The 19,848-nt window shown below is 42.6% G+C and carries 19 protein-coding genes; 12 read left to right on the forward strand and 7 right to left on the reverse strand.

The window, feature by feature from the left end:
• Nucleotides 1–118 precede the first annotated feature (118 nt).
• From AC07NA_RS04660 to AC07NA_RS04670, 3 genes are all read left to right on the forward strand, one after another.
• Entirely contained in the window at nt 119–2,515 is a 2,397-nt protein-coding gene (locus AC07NA_RS04660) for an ABC transporter permease (protein WP_494896092.1), read from the forward strand.
• Nucleotides 2,516–2,690: 175 nt separating this feature from the next.
• Nucleotides 2,691–3,941, forward strand: coding sequence for a BamA/TamA family outer membrane protein (locus AC07NA_RS04665; RefSeq protein WP_494896094.1), 1,251 nt, complete (start codon nt 2,691–2,693; stop codon nt 3,939–3,941).
• Nucleotides 3,942–4,027: 86 nt separating this feature from the next.
• The gene (locus AC07NA_RS04670; protein WP_494896096.1) at nt 4,028–4,870 is read left to right on the forward strand and encodes a hypothetical protein; all 843 of its coding nucleotides are present in this window, start codon (nt 4,028–4,030) and stop codon (nt 4,868–4,870) included.
• Between the two features lie 54 nt (nt 4,871–4,924).
• Here AC07NA_RS04670 and AC07NA_RS04675 read toward each other — a convergent pair whose 3' ends face one another.
• The 5 genes from AC07NA_RS04675 to AC07NA_RS04695 form a co-directional block, all read right to left on the reverse strand.
• A complete protein-coding gene (locus AC07NA_RS04675; protein WP_494896098.1) occupies nt 4,925–5,392 on the reverse strand; it encodes a DUF983 domain-containing protein in 468 nt (155 codons plus the stop codon).
• Nucleotide 5,393: 1 nt separating this feature from the next.
• Nucleotides 5,394–5,768 carry a phosphoribosylpyrophosphate synthetase gene (locus AC07NA_RS04680; RefSeq protein WP_494896100.1) on the reverse strand — a complete coding sequence of 125 codons (375 nt, stop codon included), beginning with the start codon at nt 5,766–5,768 and terminating at the stop codon, nt 5,394–5,396.
• 83 nt (nt 5,769–5,851) lie between these two features.
• Nucleotides 5,852–6,391 carry a carboxymuconolactone decarboxylase family protein gene (locus AC07NA_RS04685; RefSeq protein ID WP_494896102.1) on the reverse strand — a complete coding sequence of 180 codons (540 nt, stop codon included), beginning with the start codon at nt 6,389–6,391 and terminating at the stop codon, nt 5,852–5,854.
• 92 nt (nt 6,392–6,483) lie between these two features.
• Nucleotides 6,484–7,044: a DUF417 family protein gene (locus AC07NA_RS04690; RefSeq protein WP_494896104.1), complete on the reverse strand. Its 561-nt coding sequence runs from the start codon at nt 7,042–7,044 to the stop codon at nt 6,484–6,486.
• 162 nt (nt 7,045–7,206) lie between these two features.
• Nucleotides 7,207–8,112 carry an alpha/beta fold hydrolase gene (locus AC07NA_RS04695; RefSeq protein WP_494896106.1) on the reverse strand — a complete coding sequence of 302 codons (906 nt, stop codon included), beginning with the start codon at nt 8,110–8,112 and terminating at the stop codon, nt 7,207–7,209.
• A gap of 240 nt (nt 8,113–8,352) precedes the next feature.
• Between AC07NA_RS04695 and AC07NA_RS04700 the strand changes: the two genes are divergently transcribed.
• The 9 genes from AC07NA_RS04700 to AC07NA_RS04740 all read left to right on the forward strand — a co-directional run bounded on the left by AC07NA_RS04700 (nt 8,353) and on the right by AC07NA_RS04740 (nt 18,911).
• Nucleotides 8,353–9,279 (forward strand): SphA family protein, encoded by a 927-nt coding sequence (locus AC07NA_RS04700; protein WP_494896107.1) that lies wholly within the window; start codon nt 8,353–8,355, stop codon nt 9,277–9,279.
• A 216-nt stretch (nt 9,280–9,495) separates the two neighbouring features.
• A complete protein-coding gene (locus AC07NA_RS04705; RefSeq protein ID WP_494896108.1) occupies nt 9,496–10,239 on the forward strand; it encodes an SDR family oxidoreductase in 744 nt (247 codons plus the stop codon).
• An 85-nt stretch (nt 10,240–10,324) separates the two neighbouring features.
• Complete coding sequence (locus AC07NA_RS04710; protein ID WP_494896109.1) at nt 10,325–11,140, forward strand: alpha/beta fold hydrolase; 816 nt, start codon at nt 10,325–10,327, stop codon at nt 11,138–11,140.
• Nucleotides 11,141–11,183: 43 nt separating this feature from the next.
• On the forward strand, nt 11,184–12,551 hold the full coding sequence (locus AC07NA_RS04715; protein WP_494896111.1) for an NAD-dependent succinate-semialdehyde dehydrogenase: 1,368 nt from the start codon (nt 11,184–11,186) through the stop codon (nt 12,549–12,551).
• A 50-nt stretch (nt 12,552–12,601) separates the two neighbouring features.
• Nucleotides 12,602–13,120: an FUSC family protein gene (locus AC07NA_RS04720; protein WP_494896112.1), complete on the forward strand. Its 519-nt coding sequence runs from the start codon at nt 12,602–12,604 to the stop codon at nt 13,118–13,120.
• 293 nt (nt 13,121–13,413) lie between these two features.
• The gene (locus AC07NA_RS04725; RefSeq protein WP_494896114.1) at nt 13,414–14,742 is read left to right on the forward strand and encodes a sensor histidine kinase; all 1,329 of its coding nucleotides are present in this window, start codon (nt 13,414–13,416) and stop codon (nt 14,740–14,742) included.
• Nucleotides 14,743–14,781: 39 nt separating this feature from the next.
• Nucleotides 14,782–16,752, forward strand: coding sequence for a sigma 54-interacting transcriptional regulator (locus AC07NA_RS04730; protein ID WP_494896116.1), 1,971 nt, complete (start codon nt 14,782–14,784; stop codon nt 16,750–16,752).
• 222 nt (nt 16,753–16,974) lie between these two features.
• Complete coding sequence (locus AC07NA_RS04735) at nt 16,975–17,820, forward strand: alpha/beta hydrolase (protein ID WP_494896118.1); 846 nt, start codon at nt 16,975–16,977, stop codon at nt 17,818–17,820.
• A 164-nt stretch (nt 17,821–17,984) separates the two neighbouring features.
• A complete protein-coding gene (locus AC07NA_RS04740; RefSeq protein WP_494896120.1) occupies nt 17,985–18,911 on the forward strand; it encodes a LysR family transcriptional regulator in 927 nt (308 codons plus the stop codon).
• A gap of 35 nt (nt 18,912–18,946) precedes the next feature.
• Here the strand turns inward: AC07NA_RS04740 and AC07NA_RS04745 are convergent, their stop codons facing one another.
• Both AC07NA_RS04745 and AC07NA_RS04750 read right to left on the reverse strand, forming a co-directional pair.
• Entirely contained in the window at nt 18,947–19,210 is a 264-nt protein-coding gene (locus AC07NA_RS04745) for a hypothetical protein (protein WP_494896122.1), read from the reverse strand.
• Nucleotides 19,207–19,836, reverse strand: a complete 630-nt coding sequence (locus tag AC07NA_RS04750; RefSeq protein ID WP_494896124.1) for a pyridoxamine 5'-phosphate oxidase family protein — start codon at nt 19,834–19,836, stop codon at nt 19,207–19,209. The genes AC07NA_RS04745 and AC07NA_RS04750 overlap by 4 nt, the downstream gene beginning before the upstream one ends.
• Nucleotides 19,837–19,848 lie beyond the last annotated feature (12 nt).

Raw genomic sequence — 19,848 nt, forward strand, 5'->3', positions numbered from 1 at the left:
AAATCTTACTGTTCTTTTTTTAAATTGTTGATTATTAGCTATTTTAAGATGAGGCATTTGTTTGGTTCATAATATAATTGATTATTAATCGACCTTAAACAATTTTGCGATGCTAAGTATGCGAATTAAAACAATATGGCGCAGCTTATTAAAACATAAGCTTACAAGTTTTATAAACATTGGTGGGTTAGCTGTAAGTATGGCCGCGGTAGTGTTAATATTTATCTGGGTGCAAAACGAGCTCAGCTTTGATAAGAACATACCAGACAATGCCAATATTTACCGCATCAAAAATTATATTTCGGTTGATAAAACCACTACCTGGGTTTGGGAGCACGCGCCGTTTAACATGGGCGAGGCAATGAAAAATCAAATACCCGGGATTGAAACCGTAGGCCGTGTATTGCCGCTCAGTAATATAAAAGTATACCTCAATATAGACGGGCAGTATTTTGACGAAACCCGCACCGCCTTTATTGACTCGGGCTGGCTTGATATGTATAAATATGATTTTGTACGCGGCAGCGCCAGCGCGTTTAATAGTAACGTTTTCGGTATAATACTTACCGAAAGCAAAGCCAAAAAATACTTCGGCACTATTGAAGCCATTGGCAAAACCATTAAGATAGATACCAATATTTACGCGGTGCAGGGCATAATAAAAGATATCCCCGCAAATTCAAGCTTTAATTTTGATGTACTGCGCAGCATAGCAGGCCGCCAAACCGACGCCCACGAAAAAAAGAACGACCTCAGCTGGGGCAATTTCAGCTACCTTACCTTCTTTAAGGCACAGCCGGGCACCAATGTTAAAAACGCGATGGCGAAGCTGCAAAAAATTGTAGCCAAGGCGCGTGATAATGACAATACGAAGATTTCCTATATTCCGCTTACCGACTTGCATTTTGAAAATGATTTGCAAAGCAGTTCGTTAGTGCAGGGTGATAAAAAGGTGGTGACTATTTTCGGTATATTGGGATTGTTGGTGCTTATTATAGCCTGCATCAACTATGTTAATATTACTACCGCGCGGGCAAGTCTGCGGGCTAAAGAGGTAAGCGTACGCAAAATTGTGGGCGCAAGCCGTTGGTCGTTATTTATGCAGTTTGTTACTGAAACAGCATTTGTAAGCCTGCTGGCACTTATTTTTACGCTGATAATAGTACAACTCGCACTGCCTGCATTCAACAACTTTACCGAGAAGCACTTTACCCTTTCGTTAAACAATATATGGCTTTGGATAGTACTGCTTGGTACTTTGTTCATTACTATTTTGCTGAACAGTATTTACCCGGCATTGCTGCTGTCATCATTTAAACCACTCAACTCGTTCAGGGGCATGAGTGTATTGCGTATGAACGATGCCTTGCTTCGTCGCGGGCTGGTAGTACTGCAATTTACATTCTCGGTATTTTTGATAGTGGGGGTGATTACCATTTATAAACAAATGGAGTTTATCCGTAACCAAAACCCCGGTTATAACCGCTCGCAGGTATTTTCATTTACCATGCCATGGCAAATGTTCAGAAAAGTGAGCAGCGAACAACGTGCCGGTGCCATGCAAAATGTGAAACAGCAAATTGCAGGTCAGAGTTTTGTAGAGAACGTTTCCCTTGTAAATGGTGCTTCGGTTCAAAACTTTGATAATCAATCATCCGGTGGTTTCGATTGGGATGGTCGCCAAAAAGACTTCGACCCGCCCTTCGCTGTGTTCCAGGTTGATGCGGATTTTAATAAAATAGTGAAGCTTAAATTTGTTGAGGGGCGCTGGTTCCTGCCCAACAGTAAAGGTGATGGAAAGAATATCGTTTTAAATGAAGCCGCCGCAAAGGCCATCAATCTGCATAAACCTTATGTAGGCCAGCGTTTTATTGCGCAGGGAGATACCGGCGTAGTAGTAGGCATAGTGAAAGATTTCGCTTACCGTAGCATGCACGAAAAGATTGGTCCGGCAGTGTTTAAAATCAGCAGCGATTATATGCTTACCAGCCTGGTTAAAGTAGCACCGGGTAAAAACGCGCAGGCCATTGCCGCCGCAGGCAAACTGTGGGACAGTTACAACACTGGCCGACCGTTCAGCTACCAATTTTTGGATGATGAATTTGACCGCATTTATAAGAATGATATTAAAGCATCAGGACTGATCACGGCCTTTGCCATTATAGCCGTGATTATATCGTGCCTGGGCTTATTCGGTTTGGCGGCCTTTACAGCCGAGCAACGCGGAAAGGAGATAGGCATCCGCAAGGTGCTGGGTGCAAGCGTTTCGGGCATTGTATCGCTGTTATCGAAAGATTTTATCATACTCGTAGTGCTTGCACTGGTAGTTGCAACGCCGCTGGCCTGGTGGCTGATGAGCAAATGGCTGCAAAACTTTGCCTATCGTATCCACATGGAATGGTGGATGTTTGTTGCAGGCGGATTGCTCGCGCTGATTATCGCCTTTGTTACGGTAAGCTTTCAGGCCTTCAAGGCAGCAATGATTAACCCGGTGAAAAGCCTGCGCAGCGAATAAGCGTTGCCGGTTATCATAAAGTGCGTACGGGTATTTCAAATGATAAGGTATAAGCCGGTCTGACTCGCGTCGGCAATCATCAAATGCTTTAAACAGGGGCGGATGTTTTTTCAAATAGTATATTTGCGAAAACAATTGTAACGCCTGTGGTGATATCTTACCTGTATAAACACGCATGAGAATAGCATTATTGATATTGCTTATCGGAGGGATGTCGCTTTTATTGGGGGTAGTTAACGCTCAGCATAAAACATCTATCATTCCGCTTAACCAGCACCGCTTAAATGATACGCTGGTAGCCTCAAGTGCCGATACCATACAGCAGAAAGATATTTATGATGTTATCCTGGGCATTTTTAAAAAACACTCGGCTGCCGATAATAAATCGTCGGTAATTGGTACCAAGCCGGTATTTTCCGTTTTACCTGCCGTGGGCTATACATTGCAAACTCAACTGGCCGCCACACTTTCGGGTAACGTTGCCTTTCGTATGTCGCCGGGGGCGCGTATTTCAACCATATCTTCCAACATCGCTTATACCCAGCGAAAACAGATCCTGATACCGATCCAATCAAACATCTGGACTAATAACAACGCCTTTAACTACATAGGCGATATTAAATATTATAAATACCCGCAAAGCACGTTCGGATTGGGTAGTAATTCATCTACAGCCAATAATGACCCTATGGATTACACCCTGATCCGTTTCTCCGAAACCATCCTGAAAAAAATCAAGGGCAATTTTTACGCGGGGGCGGGGTTTATTTTTGACCATCGTTACGGAATTGAAGAAAAAGGTAATCCGGATGGCAGCGTGTCTGATTATGCCCGCTATGGTCAACAAAATAAAACGATATCATCGGGTATAACGCTTAACGGGCTTTTTGATACGCGCAATAGTACCATTACACCTACAAGGGGCTTTTACGCGGCGTTAATTTATCGTGATAACAAAAAGTTCTTGGGGAGTACTTCATCATGGAAATCACTTATAGTTGATGTGCGCAAATATTACAGGCTGCCTGCCGATTCTAAAAACGTTATTGCCTTTTGGAGTTACGACTGGCTGGTACTAAGTGGAAAGCCGCCATACCTCGACCTACCCGCAACCACCTGGGATCAAAACAACGGTACAGGCAGGGGATACATACAAGGGCGTTTCAGAGGCGCTCAAATGGTTTATTTAGAGAGCGAATACCGGTACCGCATAACAGCCAATGGCTTGTTGGGCGGAGTGGTGTTTGTAAATGGCCAGTCGTTTTCGGCAGCTACCGGCACCGGCTTGCAGGCCATACAACCCGGTTACGGTGCCGGATTGCGTATCAAACTAAACAAGGTATCAAGAACCAATATCGCAATTGATTACGGCTTCGGCAACCATGGCTCAAACGGCATCTTCGTAGCCGTAGGGGAGATTTTTTAAGAGATACATTAATTTCTATAAATTGGTGTTATTGGCGTCGAGCCAGTCTCAGTATTTTTATCAGGCAATCCTGAAAATAAGGTATTATGATAAATGTCAATTTTGAAATGCTAAACAAGTGGAAGAATAATATTTTAATATTTTCCATTTACATCTTTACGCTGAATACTTTTTTTAATAGCATTCAAGCTTCTGCACAAGAAATAAAGCTTAGAGCGATAGTTCGCAAAGACAATAGTTTCGTAACAATTAATGATACAGCAAGCGCAACGGAACAATTACCTGCTCAAATTGATAAGAAAATAAAAGCTCTTTTGAAATTATATCCCTACTTCGATGAGTCAATGACTATTAAAGAAAGAGTGTCTGTTTTCAAAGTCCGCTATGAACAGGGTGTTTCAATTTACATAATAAAAATAAGGGCATTGAATACTATTGTCTATCATTTGGTTGCCTATAACAAAATCAATAACCGGGTATCATCATCATGCCCATCCATTAATGGTAAATGGATGGAGAATAACGAAGCCGGCTTTGTTAAAACTGATAGATTGCTTACCAGTCCACTTATTTCTTTCGGAAAGTTGTTCAATCGTTCCGGAAAATACGCTTTTGTAAAAGAGAGGGCTCATAATGGAACAGCTTATAATGCAGAAATTGATCATATTTATTCGATTGACAAGGAAATGAATATAACGCAGATGTTGTGCATTGAATCTAAATGCATTAGCCCAACAGATGGTTGTGTGTATGTGAGGTCACTTAAGAATCGAACACTAACAACGCGATTAGTTTGCGGAAAGAAAACAGATATTTTGGGTGTCGTAGTAATAAATAAAAACCTTGAAGGTTTTTCAATTTCTCATGTACAAGATGGCTTTAACGGCTTTCTAATTACGGCAAGTGGAATTAATGAAAAGGTTTCTTGAAAACAGGTTATACCATGAGGTATTGATGTTTTCTTCTTGAAATTCAGTTTGATATTACAAGCGGCTTTGTACATTGTTGTCCGTAGTAGTTTTGGTTTCCTGTGTTAATCGCACATGCCGTTGTTCTGCCCGTTCAGGTTCGAAATGTACACCGGGTGTAAGCCAATACAACAATATGACTCGTGAATACCTGAATGTAAACGGTGAGAAAAGAAATGCAGGAATTAACGTTGCCGCAATATATACCCAGGGATTCGAGTTGCCGGTCAGGATATAAGTTCCAACAGCGCAAATTATCATTATGGCCACGTTCATTGCATAACTTACAAACATGGCAACATAAAAATAACCCGGCTCAATTTCAAAGTGAAAACCGCAATAAGGGCAGCTATTATTCATCTTTTGCTTAAAAACGGAAGATAGTCCATTGGTAAACATCTTTCCGATTCTGCATTTTGGGCATTTGCCATGTAATGCTGCCTGAAAAGAAGATTTTGTGTAAGGTGTATTTTCGCTCATCATATTAATCATATTGGGTATCGGTATCTATTTTGAGTCGCCTGATTAATTCGCTATCATCTGCACTTGAGTAAACACCGTAAGCTTCAACCAGTATTCCCTTTTCACCACTTGCTGTGCTGATAGCGTATAAAATGTTGTTATCAGATGGGTCCGTATCACCTTCGAAACGATATACAAAGTCGACATGAAATTGTGGCAAAGTGTTGTGCTGCTTAATTTCTGAGCCGGTTTCATGATTTTCTTTCAAATTGAAATCAATGGCATAACCGTTTTTACGAAGTTGTATGATCGCATCTGTTAGCGTATTAAATGTTGTCATAATTTCAAATATTACAGCCCCCCCCAATTTTACTTGTCTCTTACGGAATTGCAGCATGCCGGGCAGGCGCTGAAATATTTATTTAATGCCTGCCAGGTTTTGTAAAGGGTGATGTACCGCGTTATCACCTTGCCGCCCATTTAAATTGGTGGGGCCAACGGAAAGTCAATCTCAATGGAGCTGTTGGTAAAAATATAGTTGGTAAAGGTTCTCACTGTAATTAGCCCAATCAGGTTAACCAATGCCTTCTCGTTGTAACCCAAACTAAAAAAGGTTTCAATTAACGGCCGATCAACGCTTCCTTTGTTCATAGAGATAGACCGGGCCACTTTGATCGCCGTATTTAACCTTTCTTCTTTATACTCGGCTTTTCTGATCGAGATTGTTTCTTCTTCAGAGAACCCCCTCATTTTTGCGAGCGCGGTATGTGCAGCAAGGCAATAATCGCATTGGTTTACCTGCGATACAATGAGATTAATAGCCTCTTTCTCTTTTGGACTAAAAACAGCCTCGCCGCTGAGCAGGGTTTCAAAATCAAGCATGCCTTTTAATGCAGCCGGTGAATAGCCGATGGTAGCATAAAGATTTGGGATTTTGCCAATTTGGCTTTTAACGTGATTAAGTATTACCTGTGATGGTTCAGGTAATTTATTAAAATCAGGTAAATTCAGTGTTTCCATTTTTGATAATTTGATGTATTACTTTCCGTTGAAATGATCAATGTGACTTTTCAGCAGTGAATCGGTTATCCTGCCGAATCCCGGTGTTTTTTTTAATGGCTTACTTCCAACATTTGTCTTGCGTTATCCGACGCGACTATTAAACCACCTGCTAACATAATGATATCCTTAATCACCAATCTTCCTGCTCCTGAAAGAAATGGGAATCCATGTGCCGGTCCACCAAGGTCGGGCACATAGGCTTCCGGCGTAGTGATCAAAAAAGATAGTGTAACTAATGCCATTATAGAGGTAAGCAAACCTCCGATAATTCCGCTAACGGGAAACCATATGCCAAGCAAGGTTAATAAGCCGATCAAGAAAATAACGGAACCAAGAACATAGGCAAACACATAGGTTCCATTTGCTTTATGGTATGCAATATTGGCCGGTACTATCTGCCCTTCCTTATTGATATGCTCTTTATAGTTCTCAGGATGCCTGTAAAAGAAACGCATTATAGGACTATTGGCCACGAACGGAACTATTCCGTCCGCTTCGTACTGAAAAGCTTTAAGCCCCCCGATCCAGGCCATCACAACAAAAATGGCGATCCTTAAGAAGTTGATAAGCGATAATTCGTTCGCTGCCAAAAAGTTTAAGATCATCTTCATAATTTCATTTGTTGGTTTTTAGGACAGATCATCAGCACGCCGGCAGGTTCAGTTGAATAGCTATGATTCAGTAATCCTGTTATTCAACTTTCTTACCAATTTAAAGCCTGTTCCGATAATCACGATTTCATGAATCATCCCATTTAGTATACGTATCATTGATTAATTGCCATTATCTCTTTTATCCAATTTTTTCAAAAAATTGAGTATGAGCTCCGCTATTTCTTTTCCGTATTCTTCCAGCAAAAAATGCCCCCCGTTAAACAAATGGATTTCCGTATATGGTAACACACTTTTATAGGCTAAGGCACCTGAGCCCGGAAATATTTTATCGTTTTTTCCCCAGGTGATCAGCACCGGGGGCTGGTGCGTACGGAGATATTGCTGCCACTCCGGATATTTTGGAAAGTTGCTGCCATAATTTTGAAAGAGTATCTTTTGTATCTCCTTTCTGCCGGGTTGCTCAAAGAAAAGGTGATCCATATAGTAACTGTCGGGACTGATTGATTCTGTGTGAACGGTACCAAAAGTATATTCTTCCTTAATACCCTCTAATGACATCATAAAATCTATCTCGGCTTCGAGTCCGCCAAAATTGTTGGCTTCGGTTAACGTTCTTATGTTTTGTACATCGGGGCCAAGCCCCTCCATAAATACGTTAGCGTTTTGAATGATCAAACTTTTAACCAATTCGGGTCTTTTGTTAATGATCCTGAAACCGATGGGGCCACCATAATCCTGCATATAAAAACTGATATCCCGAAGGTTCAGCTTATCAATAAAGCGTTCCATAATTAGCGCTAAATGGTCAAAGGAGTAATCGAAATCTGCCGGGGCAGGGGCGCTGCTGTGTCCAAAACCAGGATAATCGGGTGCGATCAGGTGAAAATTGTTCGACAATGATTCGATCAGGTTCCTGAACATGTGTGAGGAAGATGGAAAACCATGTAGTAATAATATCGTTGGTTTGGCAGTATCTCCGGCCTCTCTGTAAAATATCTCCAAGTTTTCAATCTTTGCTTTACGATAATAAACGCGCTGTGCAGTATTATCCTGGGTTATTTTCATTATTATTTATCTTTTAGTTTTATTTATTTACATATACTGCTATAGCCCGGTACAGTTGCCTTTATCTTCTTTTACTTGTAAGCAGAAATCCTGGTTTTGCACCGTGCCATTGCGCTCAAAATTAAGCAGATATGTGGTTAGCCGTTAAGTTTGAGCTATCACTTGAATTGTAACACTTATTGTTTTTATAATATATTTCGCCCGGTATCATCGTGTAGGTTTGATAAATAAAAACAGCCGATGAAATCTATCTGTAAATTATTATCGCTGATGCTATTCCTGTTTCCAACGGTTCCTGTATTTGCTCAGGATCCCGCGCTGCCATCGGCAAATTTTGGTTTCAATAACCTGAATGCAGGTGTCGCAAGAGAACCGGGATTGTATTATGCTGGCTACCTGCAAACTTATCAATCGTCCTCCGTTAGAGATGCACAGGGGTTGGTTATTCAGGATGCGCCGGCCCGAGGTTCTATAACTTCGCTACAGCAAGTTACTTTTGTAAGCAGTACCAGGGTGTTTAATACTCGCCTATGCGCAACCATTTTAATACCTATAGTAAAAAGTACTACCACCGCAAGCGCCGGTCAAAGCGTTAACCCGAATTCTTTCGGTGATCTGTTAATAGGTCCGTTCCTGGAAGGGAAGAACGATTTCAGGAACGGTTCGGAAATAAATTACAGGTTCGGGGTTAATGTGTTCTTTCCGACGGGTGCTTACAGTGATGCTTACAATTTTAACCCGGGCGCGCACCGGTACCGCATCTTTCCTCATCTGGAATGTACCTACATCATTGTTAAGCATTTTGCAGTAAGCATTAAAAATAATCTTTATTTCTACTTGCGTGAGATCGGTTCGCCCAGAAAGTCGGGAACGGCTTACAATCTTAATTATGCTTTTGAATACCGTGTTACCAACCGTTTTACTTTTGCGGTAGTTGGTTACTATCTCAAACAACTGGAACAGGATGCTTACGGCGGAGATAAACACTACTATCAGGATCATTACGGTATAAGAGATACCAGGGAACAGGTTTTTGCAGCCGGCCCGGGTGTGGGTTTTAAAACCCTGTCGGCAGTAACCATAGAAATGAAGGCCATGTGGGAAACAGCAGCCCGCAACCGGCCCCAGGGATTTAGGACTAATCTTCTGGTCGCTATTCCCCTATAATTAATTGTCGGCGGCTATTGCGTTTATACGAACAAACAAGCCTGGTGTGATTAAATAACTAATTGATAATTAGTTATTTAATTTATTATTTTAATGATAACACTTATCATACCGGTGATGGGCAAAAGTGCTTCCGGTTCAATTAAATCAAATACTTTCGCATTATCAAACCATTTATCAAACGTGTGAAAATTGCAATTATAAAAAACAAAAACAATGGGAAATAACATCGAAAAAAAGGTCGTCGTTATTACGGGGGCCAGCAGTGGTTTAGGTGAAGCAACTGCAAAGTACCTGGCCGAAAAAGGTGCTATAGTGGTGCTTGGCGCGCGTAGGGCAGAGCTATTAGAAAATATAGTTAAGGATATTATAGCCAATGGTGGCACCGCGATCTATCAGCAAACTGATGTTACCGTTAAAGAACAGGTAAGCGCGCTTGTAGATAAAGCGGTTGCTACTTATGGTAAAATAGATGTGATCATCAATAATGCCGGGATCATGCCCATTGCGCCCATGTCTGAGGTACGTGTCGATGAATGGGATAATATGATCGATATTAATATCAGAGGTGTGCTTTATGGTATCGCGGCCGCCCTGCCTGTTTTTCAAAAACAAGGAAGCGGCCACTTTATTAATATCGGTTCTGTAGCAGGTATCAAAGTTTTCAGTCCCGGAGGTACAGTTTATAGTGGTACTAAATATGCGGTACGTGCAATCAGCGATGGGCTGAGGCAGGAAGTAGGTGGCAGTATCCGCACAACCACCATCGAACCCGGAGCAATTGAATCAGAATTAAAGTTCAGTACCTCCCATGCGGAGAGTTCGGCTAATATTAAAGAATTTTATAAAATGGCTATACCTGCTCTTACTATAGCTAAAGCGATTGCTTATACCATTGAACAGCCTGCGGATGTGGATATTAACGAGATCGTCATCAGGCCGACCGTTCAGGATTTTTAATAACCGGGCCAGCCTGGTTTTGCCGCCATGACATACCAATGCCGACCGACCGTTTTTTTATTTGAACAATCCTACATCAATAGCTATGAAAACGAATTTCCTTAACCTGTTCCGCATCGGCGCGCCTAAGTTCTTATTTGTCATTTTACTGGTGGTTGCCTTTTCCGGTGCAGCGCAGCCAAAATCATCGCCCGCTGGTGCGCACGTTAAACCAACTATTGTGCTGGTGCATGGTGCTTATGCTGATGGCTCCTCGTGGAATAAGGTAATACCAATTTTGCAAGGAAAAGGCTATCAAACGGTTGCCGTCCAAAATCCCCTGACTTCCCTTGAGGACGATGTGGCCTCGGTAGAACGGATATTATCAGAGATACAAGGCCCGGTGATACTGGTAGCGCATTCCTGGGGCGGCGCTGTTATTACTCAGGCCGGCAATAACGATAAGGTAAAAGCGCTGGTATATATTGCAGCCTACGCCCCGGATGCCGGGCAAAGTGTTGACAGCATCAATCGGGAGGCATATGATATACGCAAATTACCCAATAATCGTGCTTTGCTGGCCCCGGTAAACACGAATGGATATTTAAAGCTCAGAGAAGAAACGGTGGTAGCGCATTTCGCCCAGGATCTTCCGGCAGCTGAGGCTAAAGTGGTGGCTGCGGTACAGGGCCGGTTTCATATCAGCGCAATCAGGGGTAAGATCACTCAGGCAGCCTGGAAAACTAAACCGAGCTTTTATATAGTATCCGATAACGATCATATTATTTCACCACAGCTGGAAGCGGAAATGGCGAAAAGGATACACGCGAAAATCTATCATCTCCCTGCCAGTCATGTTGCTATGCTATCAAAACCTGTAGCGGTAGCTGAAGTGATTTTGACGGCTGCGGCAGGCAATTAATTATCGGGTTAGCAATTTAAGTACAAAACTAAATAAATGTGTTATGAGTATAGTTTCAATTAATCCCGCAAACGGGAAGGAAATCAAGACCTACACCGAGATCAGCACAGCGGATGTCGATCAGAAAATAGAAGATGTGCACGAAGCCTGGAAAAAGTGGAAAAAGTCGGCACCGGATACACGCAGCCAACTACTAAAAAAAATGGCAGACGTTTTACGAGGCCGCAGAGAAGAATTGGCGACATTGATGGCCAACGAAATGGGTAAACCCATTACCCAGGGCCTTGCTGAGGTAGAAAAATGCGCGGTATGCTGCGAGTATTACGCCGAGAATGGCGCCAAACACTTAGCTGACCGGCTGATAGAAACGGAAGCCAGTAAGAGCTTTGTCACCTTTCAGCCGTTGGGAGTGGTACTGGCCGTTATGCCCTGGAATTTTCCGTTATGGCAGGTATTCCGTTTTTTGGCACCGGCGCTTGCTGCCGGTAATTGCGGCGTATTAAAACATGCATCGAACGTACCCGGATGCGCGATTGCCATTGAAGAGATCGTCAGGCAGTCGGGTTTCCCGGAAAATGTTTTCCTGACATTGCTGATCGGCAGCAGCAAAGTTGCAGCAATTATTGAACATCAGTATATTAAAGCGGTTACCATAACCGGAAGTACCAACGCCGGGATACAGGTTGCTACCAAAGCCGGCTCTGTATTAAAAAAAGTGGTGCTTGAACTTGGAGGCAGTGATGCTTACGTTGTACTTGCCGATGCTGACCTTGAGGCCGCCGCCGAGATATGCGTGGGCAGCCGGCTAATCAATAGCGGGCAAAGCTGTATCGCGGCAAAAAGATTTATTGTAGAGAAACCAGTTATCAAGGAATTTACGGAATTGTTTCTTAAAAAAATGCAGGCTATGAAAATGGGTGACCCGTTAAACCCAAATACTGACGTGGGGCCGCAGGCAAGGGCAGACCTAAGAAATGAACTCCATGATCAGGTAACCAGGTCGATCGAAAAAGGCGCCGTTTGTATTCTCGGAGGCGAAGTACCGGCCGGGGACAATGCTTTTTATCCGCCAACTATTTTAACCCAGGTAAAACCCGGGATGGCGGCTTATAGCGAAGAATTTTTCGGCCCGGTAGCATCTATCATTGAAGCTGCCGACGAAACCGATGCCATCAGGATTGCTAACGACAGCATATTTGGCCTGGGTTCGGCGGTATTCACTAAAGATTTGTCAAAAGGCGAAAGGATTGCGAAAACAGAGCTGGAGGCAGGTTCCAGCTATGTAAACAGCCGCGTGCTGTCTGATCCGAGATTGCCGTTCGGTGGTACAAAAACATCGGGGTATGGCAGGGAGCTAAGCGATTTCGGTATACATGAATTTGTTAACATCAAAACCGTGTATATTAAATAGGGTATTGTTGTCATTCCTGTGCTAAGCGGGTTGTTTTTTAAAGTTCACTTATGTTAAATAATGTTCCCGGTTCTCTGAAAAATAAAAGCGCGGTTTCACGTACTGCGGTTTATGCATTGTTTATAAAGTCTGCTTTAGGACTGGTCATCTGTTATTACTTTTATATCACATGGCCCGGTTACCCGTTTGACTGGGCCATGATATCTGTTGTATTATCACTTTCATTTGATAATAGCAAAAAACCGGTTACAGACCGAATGATCTCGAACATATTAGGTTGCATAGTCGGTCTGATCTTGTTTCAGTTGCCTTTGCCGTATGTGCTTATTTTAATAATCGGCGTCATATTGGTGATCGCCATTTCTTTCATATTAGAACTAACGGATATGGTACGGCCGGCTCTTGCCGCTTTTGTGATTGTGATATTACGGGAAAAAGACGCGCAACAATGGTTTGTTCCCTTACAGCGTGTGGGTGCAGTAATGGCCGGATGTATCGTTGCTCTTTTGCTCACCCTGCTGGTGGGGCTTTTATTACCCCAACATTTTAATAATGAGAAATTAAAATGATGTTTACTATTTAACATTATAAAGGCAGCAAACATTTAATAGCAAAAATTGAACAGATATAAGTAAATATTCAATAACACCGGGACATATATTTAGAGGGGAACCGTATAGGCTGTTCCCCTCTATTTGTAAAAAAGGCTATCAGGGTTCCGTTATGGGGTTAATTATTTTGTTGATGGGTTTGCGTTTTTGAACATTAGTTATTGTATCGAGAAGTCGTATTAATTATATTCGTTCAAGCGCTAACTAACCTTACAGTTCACGGATTATGAACTCTTTCCGGCAAATTTTATATGAAATATTATAATCAGCTGAAACTGCAGGCTACTGGCTTAAAATTAAGGGTAATCGGCTTGTGCCTCATCTTGTTTTCGCTGCTGTATGTTAAAAAGGCGCATGGTTATACTAATACAGGCGGTTATAGTAACGTGCCCAGGCAGTGCCTGCTGGCCCTTATCACCGCGCAATACGGGCTAACCTGCGAAAATCTAAAAAGTAGGCAATCTGCTGAGAATATTTATAGTGAGTTTGTTGCAATGGCTAAGCATTTTCCGCTGGAGTATATCCATGTTGAATTTCCATCCACCCTTTACCGGATCTCCGGTTTTTACCGCATTATCGGTAATATTAAAAAATCCCGGGAACTTTTGTTGCAGGATAGAGCGCTTATTTCTGAGATAGACATTGCGGGGATTGGAAATTGTTACTATAACCTGTTTAAAATCGACTCTGTTAAAAAGCGATATCTGCCGGCAATTGGAGGTCTGCAAAAAAGTGTAATTTTTACTAATTCAGCTTTTAGTTATGATCAGATCAGGGCGGCCGGGGCAAATAAAACAAAAAATATAACGCTGGCCGATTCCATGCTCTTAACGATCATCATTCTCTTGCTGATCGTTCTCTATGTGAGCAAACAAAGAGCCAATCGCAAACAGGAAGCCAGCCGGAAGGAACTGGATCAGAAGAACACCTATTTGGAAAAGGCCAACACGGATAGGGACAAGCTATTAAAGGAAAAGGAATGGTTGCTCAGGGAGGTTCATCATCGTGTAAAGAACAATCTTCAGATGGTGACCAGTTTGCTTTATTCGCAATCGGTTTACCTGGAAGACGGCGCAGCCAAATTGGCTGTTAATGACAGTCTTCGCCGTATGCAGGCGATGTCGCTGATCCATCAAAAACTTTATCAGGATCAAAATACGTCGGTAATAGCGATGACTGAATACATTAATGACCTGGTGAGGTACCTGCACGAGAGTTTTGATACCGAGAATAAAATCGTCTTTGAGCAGGATATTGAGGAATTGAACCTTGATGTAACGCAGGCTATCCCCTTGGGCCTAATCGTTACTGAAAGCATTGTAAACGCTATTAAATATGCGTTTTTAAACGAACAGAAGGGGATTGTAATAATTGTATTGCAGCATATAGAGTCGGAAATTTTGCAACTGAAAATATCTGATAACGGAATTGGGCTTCCCGAGGGATTTGATACCATGAAGCACAGCTCACTCGGCCTTGACCTGATGCAGGGACTGGCCAGGCAACTGAATGGTGATTTTGATATAGAAACTGATAATGGTGTCCATATTACGCTTAAATTTAAGACTTTAAATAATTGATGGTTTGATCAGTCGGGCACATCAAATAGGAGAATTAATATGAGTAGTAAAATACTGATTGTTGAAGATGAATTTGTAGTAGCCAATGCCCTGCGCCTGGTTCTTAAACAGGCCGGGCATGCAGTATGTGCGATCGCTACGTCGGCTGATGAGGCCGAAGCTGCCATTCAAAAATATAAACCGGATATCGTACTGTTGGATATTCATTTAAGCGGTAAACGGACAGGGATAGATCTTGCCCAAACGCTTAAGGCACACCAAATACCTTTTATTTACCTTTCGGCCAATTCAAGTCAAAAAATTCTTGAAGAAGCTAAGGCTACCGAACCTTACGGGTTTTTGGTAAAACCGTTCAGAGAGAAGGATGTGCTTGTAGCACTGGATATAGCGACGTACCGTCATAAAAACAGTGTTGAATCAAAACTGCGCCGGGAACAACTGCTGCAAGAGCAACTGGTAGATATCAGCAATGAGGTTTCAGATCCTGTGAAAGGTATTTTAAAGATCACTCACTTACTGCAACCTTATGTGCCGAATGATTTGATCGTATCGGGGAGAAAACCCCTGAAAGGCGAAAATTGTACCGGGTTTGGATTTATGCGAACCGGACTGGAAGAATATCAGGTAATGGGGAATGATGAACTGATAGCTATTGTTGGCTTAACACCCAATTATTTTTTTGAAAGAGGTGCGCTTACCGGTAACGGAAATTCTTTAATCTATAACACCGGCATCTACAATAGTATGGATAAGCTTAGTGAAATGGAGAAGAAGTTGTTTGATCATTTCAAGATAGAGTCGAATCTTATCTATAGCGTAGTATTGAATAATAAAACACAGGTCAATTATTTCTTCTACAGCCGCCAGCGAGGTATTTATAATCAGGAACATATCGCTTTGCTAAATCGGCTGCAAATTCACCTTAAGGATGTATCAGAAAAATATTTTGGTGCAGAAGCTAAGCCGATGGTCAAGCCATCCGCACAACCGGATCGTGCCATCGTTCCGGCATCGCAAATTCCGGAATTTGATTGTATCGTAGGCAAGCATCCGCTTTTGGTAGCCGCGCTTGATCTTGTCAAACAAGTAGCACCCTACAATTCCTCTGTGTTAATACTTGGCGAAAGTGGAACCGGAAAGGAGCGGATCGCGGAGTGTATCCATTTGCTTTCGGGGCGGGAGAAGGCACCTTTTGTAAAGGTAAACTGCGCCACTATTCCCGCTGCTTTGGTAGAGTCAGAACTTTTTGGGCATGAGAAGGGCGCTTTTACAGGCGCTACTGAAAAAAGAAAGGGGAAATTTGAGCAGGCTGCAGGAGGAAGTATCTTTTTAGATGAGATTGGAGAGTTGCCGCTTGATATGCAGGTGAAGCTGCTGCGTGTTTTGCAGGAAAAGGAATTTGCCTATGTGGGGGGCAGCGTTACCAAAAAGATAGATGTACGGATTGTTGCAGCTACCAACCGTAATCTTGAAAAAGAGATCGCTGCCGGAAATTTCCGCCTGGATCTGTATTATCGCCTTAATATTTTCCCAATCACCATGCCTCCGTTGCGAGAAAGGAAAAGCGATATCAAGGCGTTGGCGTTATACTTTGCAAATAAGTATTGTGCGGAGTTTAATAAGCAATTTATTGGTATTGCCGAATCTATGTTGGCAGAAATGCAGGCTTACGACTGGCCCGGAAATATTCGTGAACTGGAAAACGTTATGGAACGTTCCGTAATTCTTAATGACGGGCGATCTGAATTAGTATTAAAACAAAACCTTACAGAAAATGGCATCACAGCAGCAGGGCCGGTTAGGCTTAATACATATGATGATGTGAAATATGTTCAGCGGGAAACAGAACGGGATTATATTATTTCTATCCTGAAACGAACCGAAGGCCGCATCAGGGGTAGCGGCGGAGCCGCGGAATTATTGGATATTAAACCGACAACCCTTGAATCAAAAATGGCCAGGTTAGGGATTCGGCGGGGAGATTTTTTGAATCCGGCGGGTGGTTTATAACCCGGCCGGCAATTTCTTGGCTACATACAGGGAGTGAAATTATCCGAAATATAAGGGGGCAATAACCGGCCACTCCGATAATTTCGGAGCATACACAGAAAACAGCAATATAACGGATCTTATTATTTGATTTAAGGCGTTGAAAATGAAATATTTAAAATAATAAATAGGAAAGCGCTTTGTTTTTTGCTCAAGTGGCATGCAATTGACATAGTCATATGCATGGATACATCAGAAAAACAAAGAACCTCAACCTTCACTAACCCGCGCGGGCAACGAATATTCTTCCGGAACTGGATAAATAGTAACAAACTTAGGGGCATTGTTCTGATTGTTCACGGACTGAACTCCCACAGCGCGTATTACCGGAATTTTGCGCTAAAGCTTAACGAAAATAATTACGAAGTATATGCGCTCGATCTTGTCGGTCGGGGCCAGTCCGACGGCGAGCGATATTATATTCCCGACTACATGGACATTGTGGCCGACATCGATCAATTTCTTACGATCATCAAAACTGCCCACCCCAATGTACCGATCGTGCTTTTTGGCCATAGCGCGGGCGGGGTTTTCGCTTCGGTATATACATTATTCCATCAGGACAAGTTGCGCGGCCTAATCTGCGAAAGCTTCGCATTTCAGGTGCCTGCGCCGGGATTTGCGTTGGCGGCCATGAAATTGTTTGGAAGTATTATTCCGCACGTTCGTTTGGTGAAAATACACAACAAATATTTTTCGCGTGATCCGGCTTTTGTTCTTAAAATGGATAATGATCCACTGGTTCGTGACGAAAAACAACCGGCTAAAAGTATGCAGCAATTACTGCTTGCAAATGAGTTATTGAAAAAGAAGATGGCAGAGATCAGGTTGCCGCTTTTTATTATGCACGGTACGGCAGACCGGGCCACTATGCCCGGCGGCAGCGAATATTTTATGGCGCATGCATCTTCACCGGATAAACAACTGAAATTATACGAGGGGCATTACCACGATTTGCTTCACGATAAATATAATAGCATCATCGTCAGGGATATCCTGAACTGGCTGGACGAGCGCCTTGCCGTTTAGTCCGATCTCGCCGCCATTGCACGTAAATCTAAATAAAATGATATGAAAACATAATTTACACTCAAATACCCGCTGTAATCTATTACATAATTTACAATGCTACCGTTTTACCATGGCCCGAATATAGGGTCAATAATTTTACGCAAACGCTTAATTTACACACTATGATAAATTTGGAATGGTTCAGAACTTTTAAAGTTACCTACGAGGCGGGTACGCTTTCGGCTGCTGCACACACCTTGTGTATTTCTCAGCCCGGCGTTAGTCTGCATTTAAGTTCGCTGGAAGCTTACACAGGTTACCGTTTATTTGACCGGGATACACGAAAGATGATGGCGACCGATAAAGGAACTATGCTTTATAATTTTATTCTTGAGCATATGAATAAACTTGAAGAGGCCGAAAATATCTTTCACCGCAAATCAAAGGCAGAGAAGCCAACGGTTAGCGTGGGTATGTCTATGGAGATATTTCAATACATGCTTGAAGCCCATGTTTCTGAATTGCCATTCAATTTGATCACCAGGTTCGGTGAGTACCCGCAAATGTTGCAGGAGCTGAACAACGGATCACTGGATCTTATCTTAACTCCGCAAAAAGGTACACAGCATAACCTTGAATATACGCCGTTCACAAAAGAAAAGATCATTCTGATTTGCGGCGGTAAAACGGATACTACTGAATTGGAAAAGCTATTGATAAATGATGACAGAACGGCGGTTAAGGACTGGCTAACCGGCCAAATATGGTACACCACAGCCGCTGATATGGAACATTTGAAAAGGTTTTGGTCGGCATGCTTTAATACATTACCTGGTTTACGCCCGAATTATGTTGTACCTTATTATGGATCAATACTGCGGTGCCTTTCCAATAACAAAGGTTTCGCTGTAGTTCCCGAATATTTATGCAGGAAAGAAATTGCCGACAACGTGATCAAGCTGGCATGGGAGGGTAGCCCTCCGGTTGAAAATACCATCCATTTTGGTAAGCGGAAAAATACAGCCTATCCCGAAGAAATTAAGCAGCTTGAAACCATTTTATCAAAAAACTGGCCTGTATATGCAGATCTGGAATCCGTTGCTATATAAATGGACACAAAAATATGATACCTGTTATCAATATTTTATGGCGTAGTGCCTGGGGCAGCATCAGGGTCAAAATCGTAACGGTCACAGCGGTCTTCATACCAGGCTTTTACAAATTGCTCCAGCCGGTCTAAATATGATTCAATAGCCGGGATGCCTTCCACCCGTTCTTTTCCATCTGTGAGGACCGGCAACGTATGCGGATGTTGCTCGATCAGTTCGTATTTGAGGGATAAGCTGTCCAGGCGCTCTTTCCAGCTGGCTATCAATTTGTCGTTAGGGGAGTAGTATAGAGTGATCATTGTTGATTTCTTTTAAATTCTTCGATGGTTGATCTCATTTTTTTGTTTTCCTCTTCCAGTTCAGCTACATATCGGCGTTGCGGCGCAAATGCCTTATCTATCTCTTCAGTGGTATAACGCGGCGTAATATGCTGCGGGCAGTTCCAGTCATAGGCTTTAATGTCCAACACAATCATGCGTTCAGGCCGGTGTTTATAGTTTAGCGGGTCTATTTTTACAAGCAGTGCGGGGTCTTCACTTAATTGAACGATCCGGGCTTCGGCGTACAATTTCAATCTTGCACGATGTGGATACGAGATCATGATCAGTGACACATGAGGGTTGGTTTCAATATTACCGGCTGTGATATATTGCTTATTCCCCGTAAAATCTACAAATGCCAGCGTATGATCATCCAATACCATGACAAAGCCCGGCGGGCCGCCGCGATGCTGTATGTAAGGATAGCCATTAATACCTATACTGGCCATGTAAAAATGATCCTGGTTGGCGATGAAAAGCTCCTCATTCGCAGTAAGCCCCTCTACAACCTGCTTCTTTTCAATTTGCTGGTACATTTGCCGGCTACCATATTGTTCCTGCAAAACCTTGGCCGCATCGGAAAAAGCCAGTTGACTATAATTCATAGTGGTAAAAAT

It is taken from the genome of Mucilaginibacter sp. GW821-FHT07G05, from assembly GCF_059418565.1.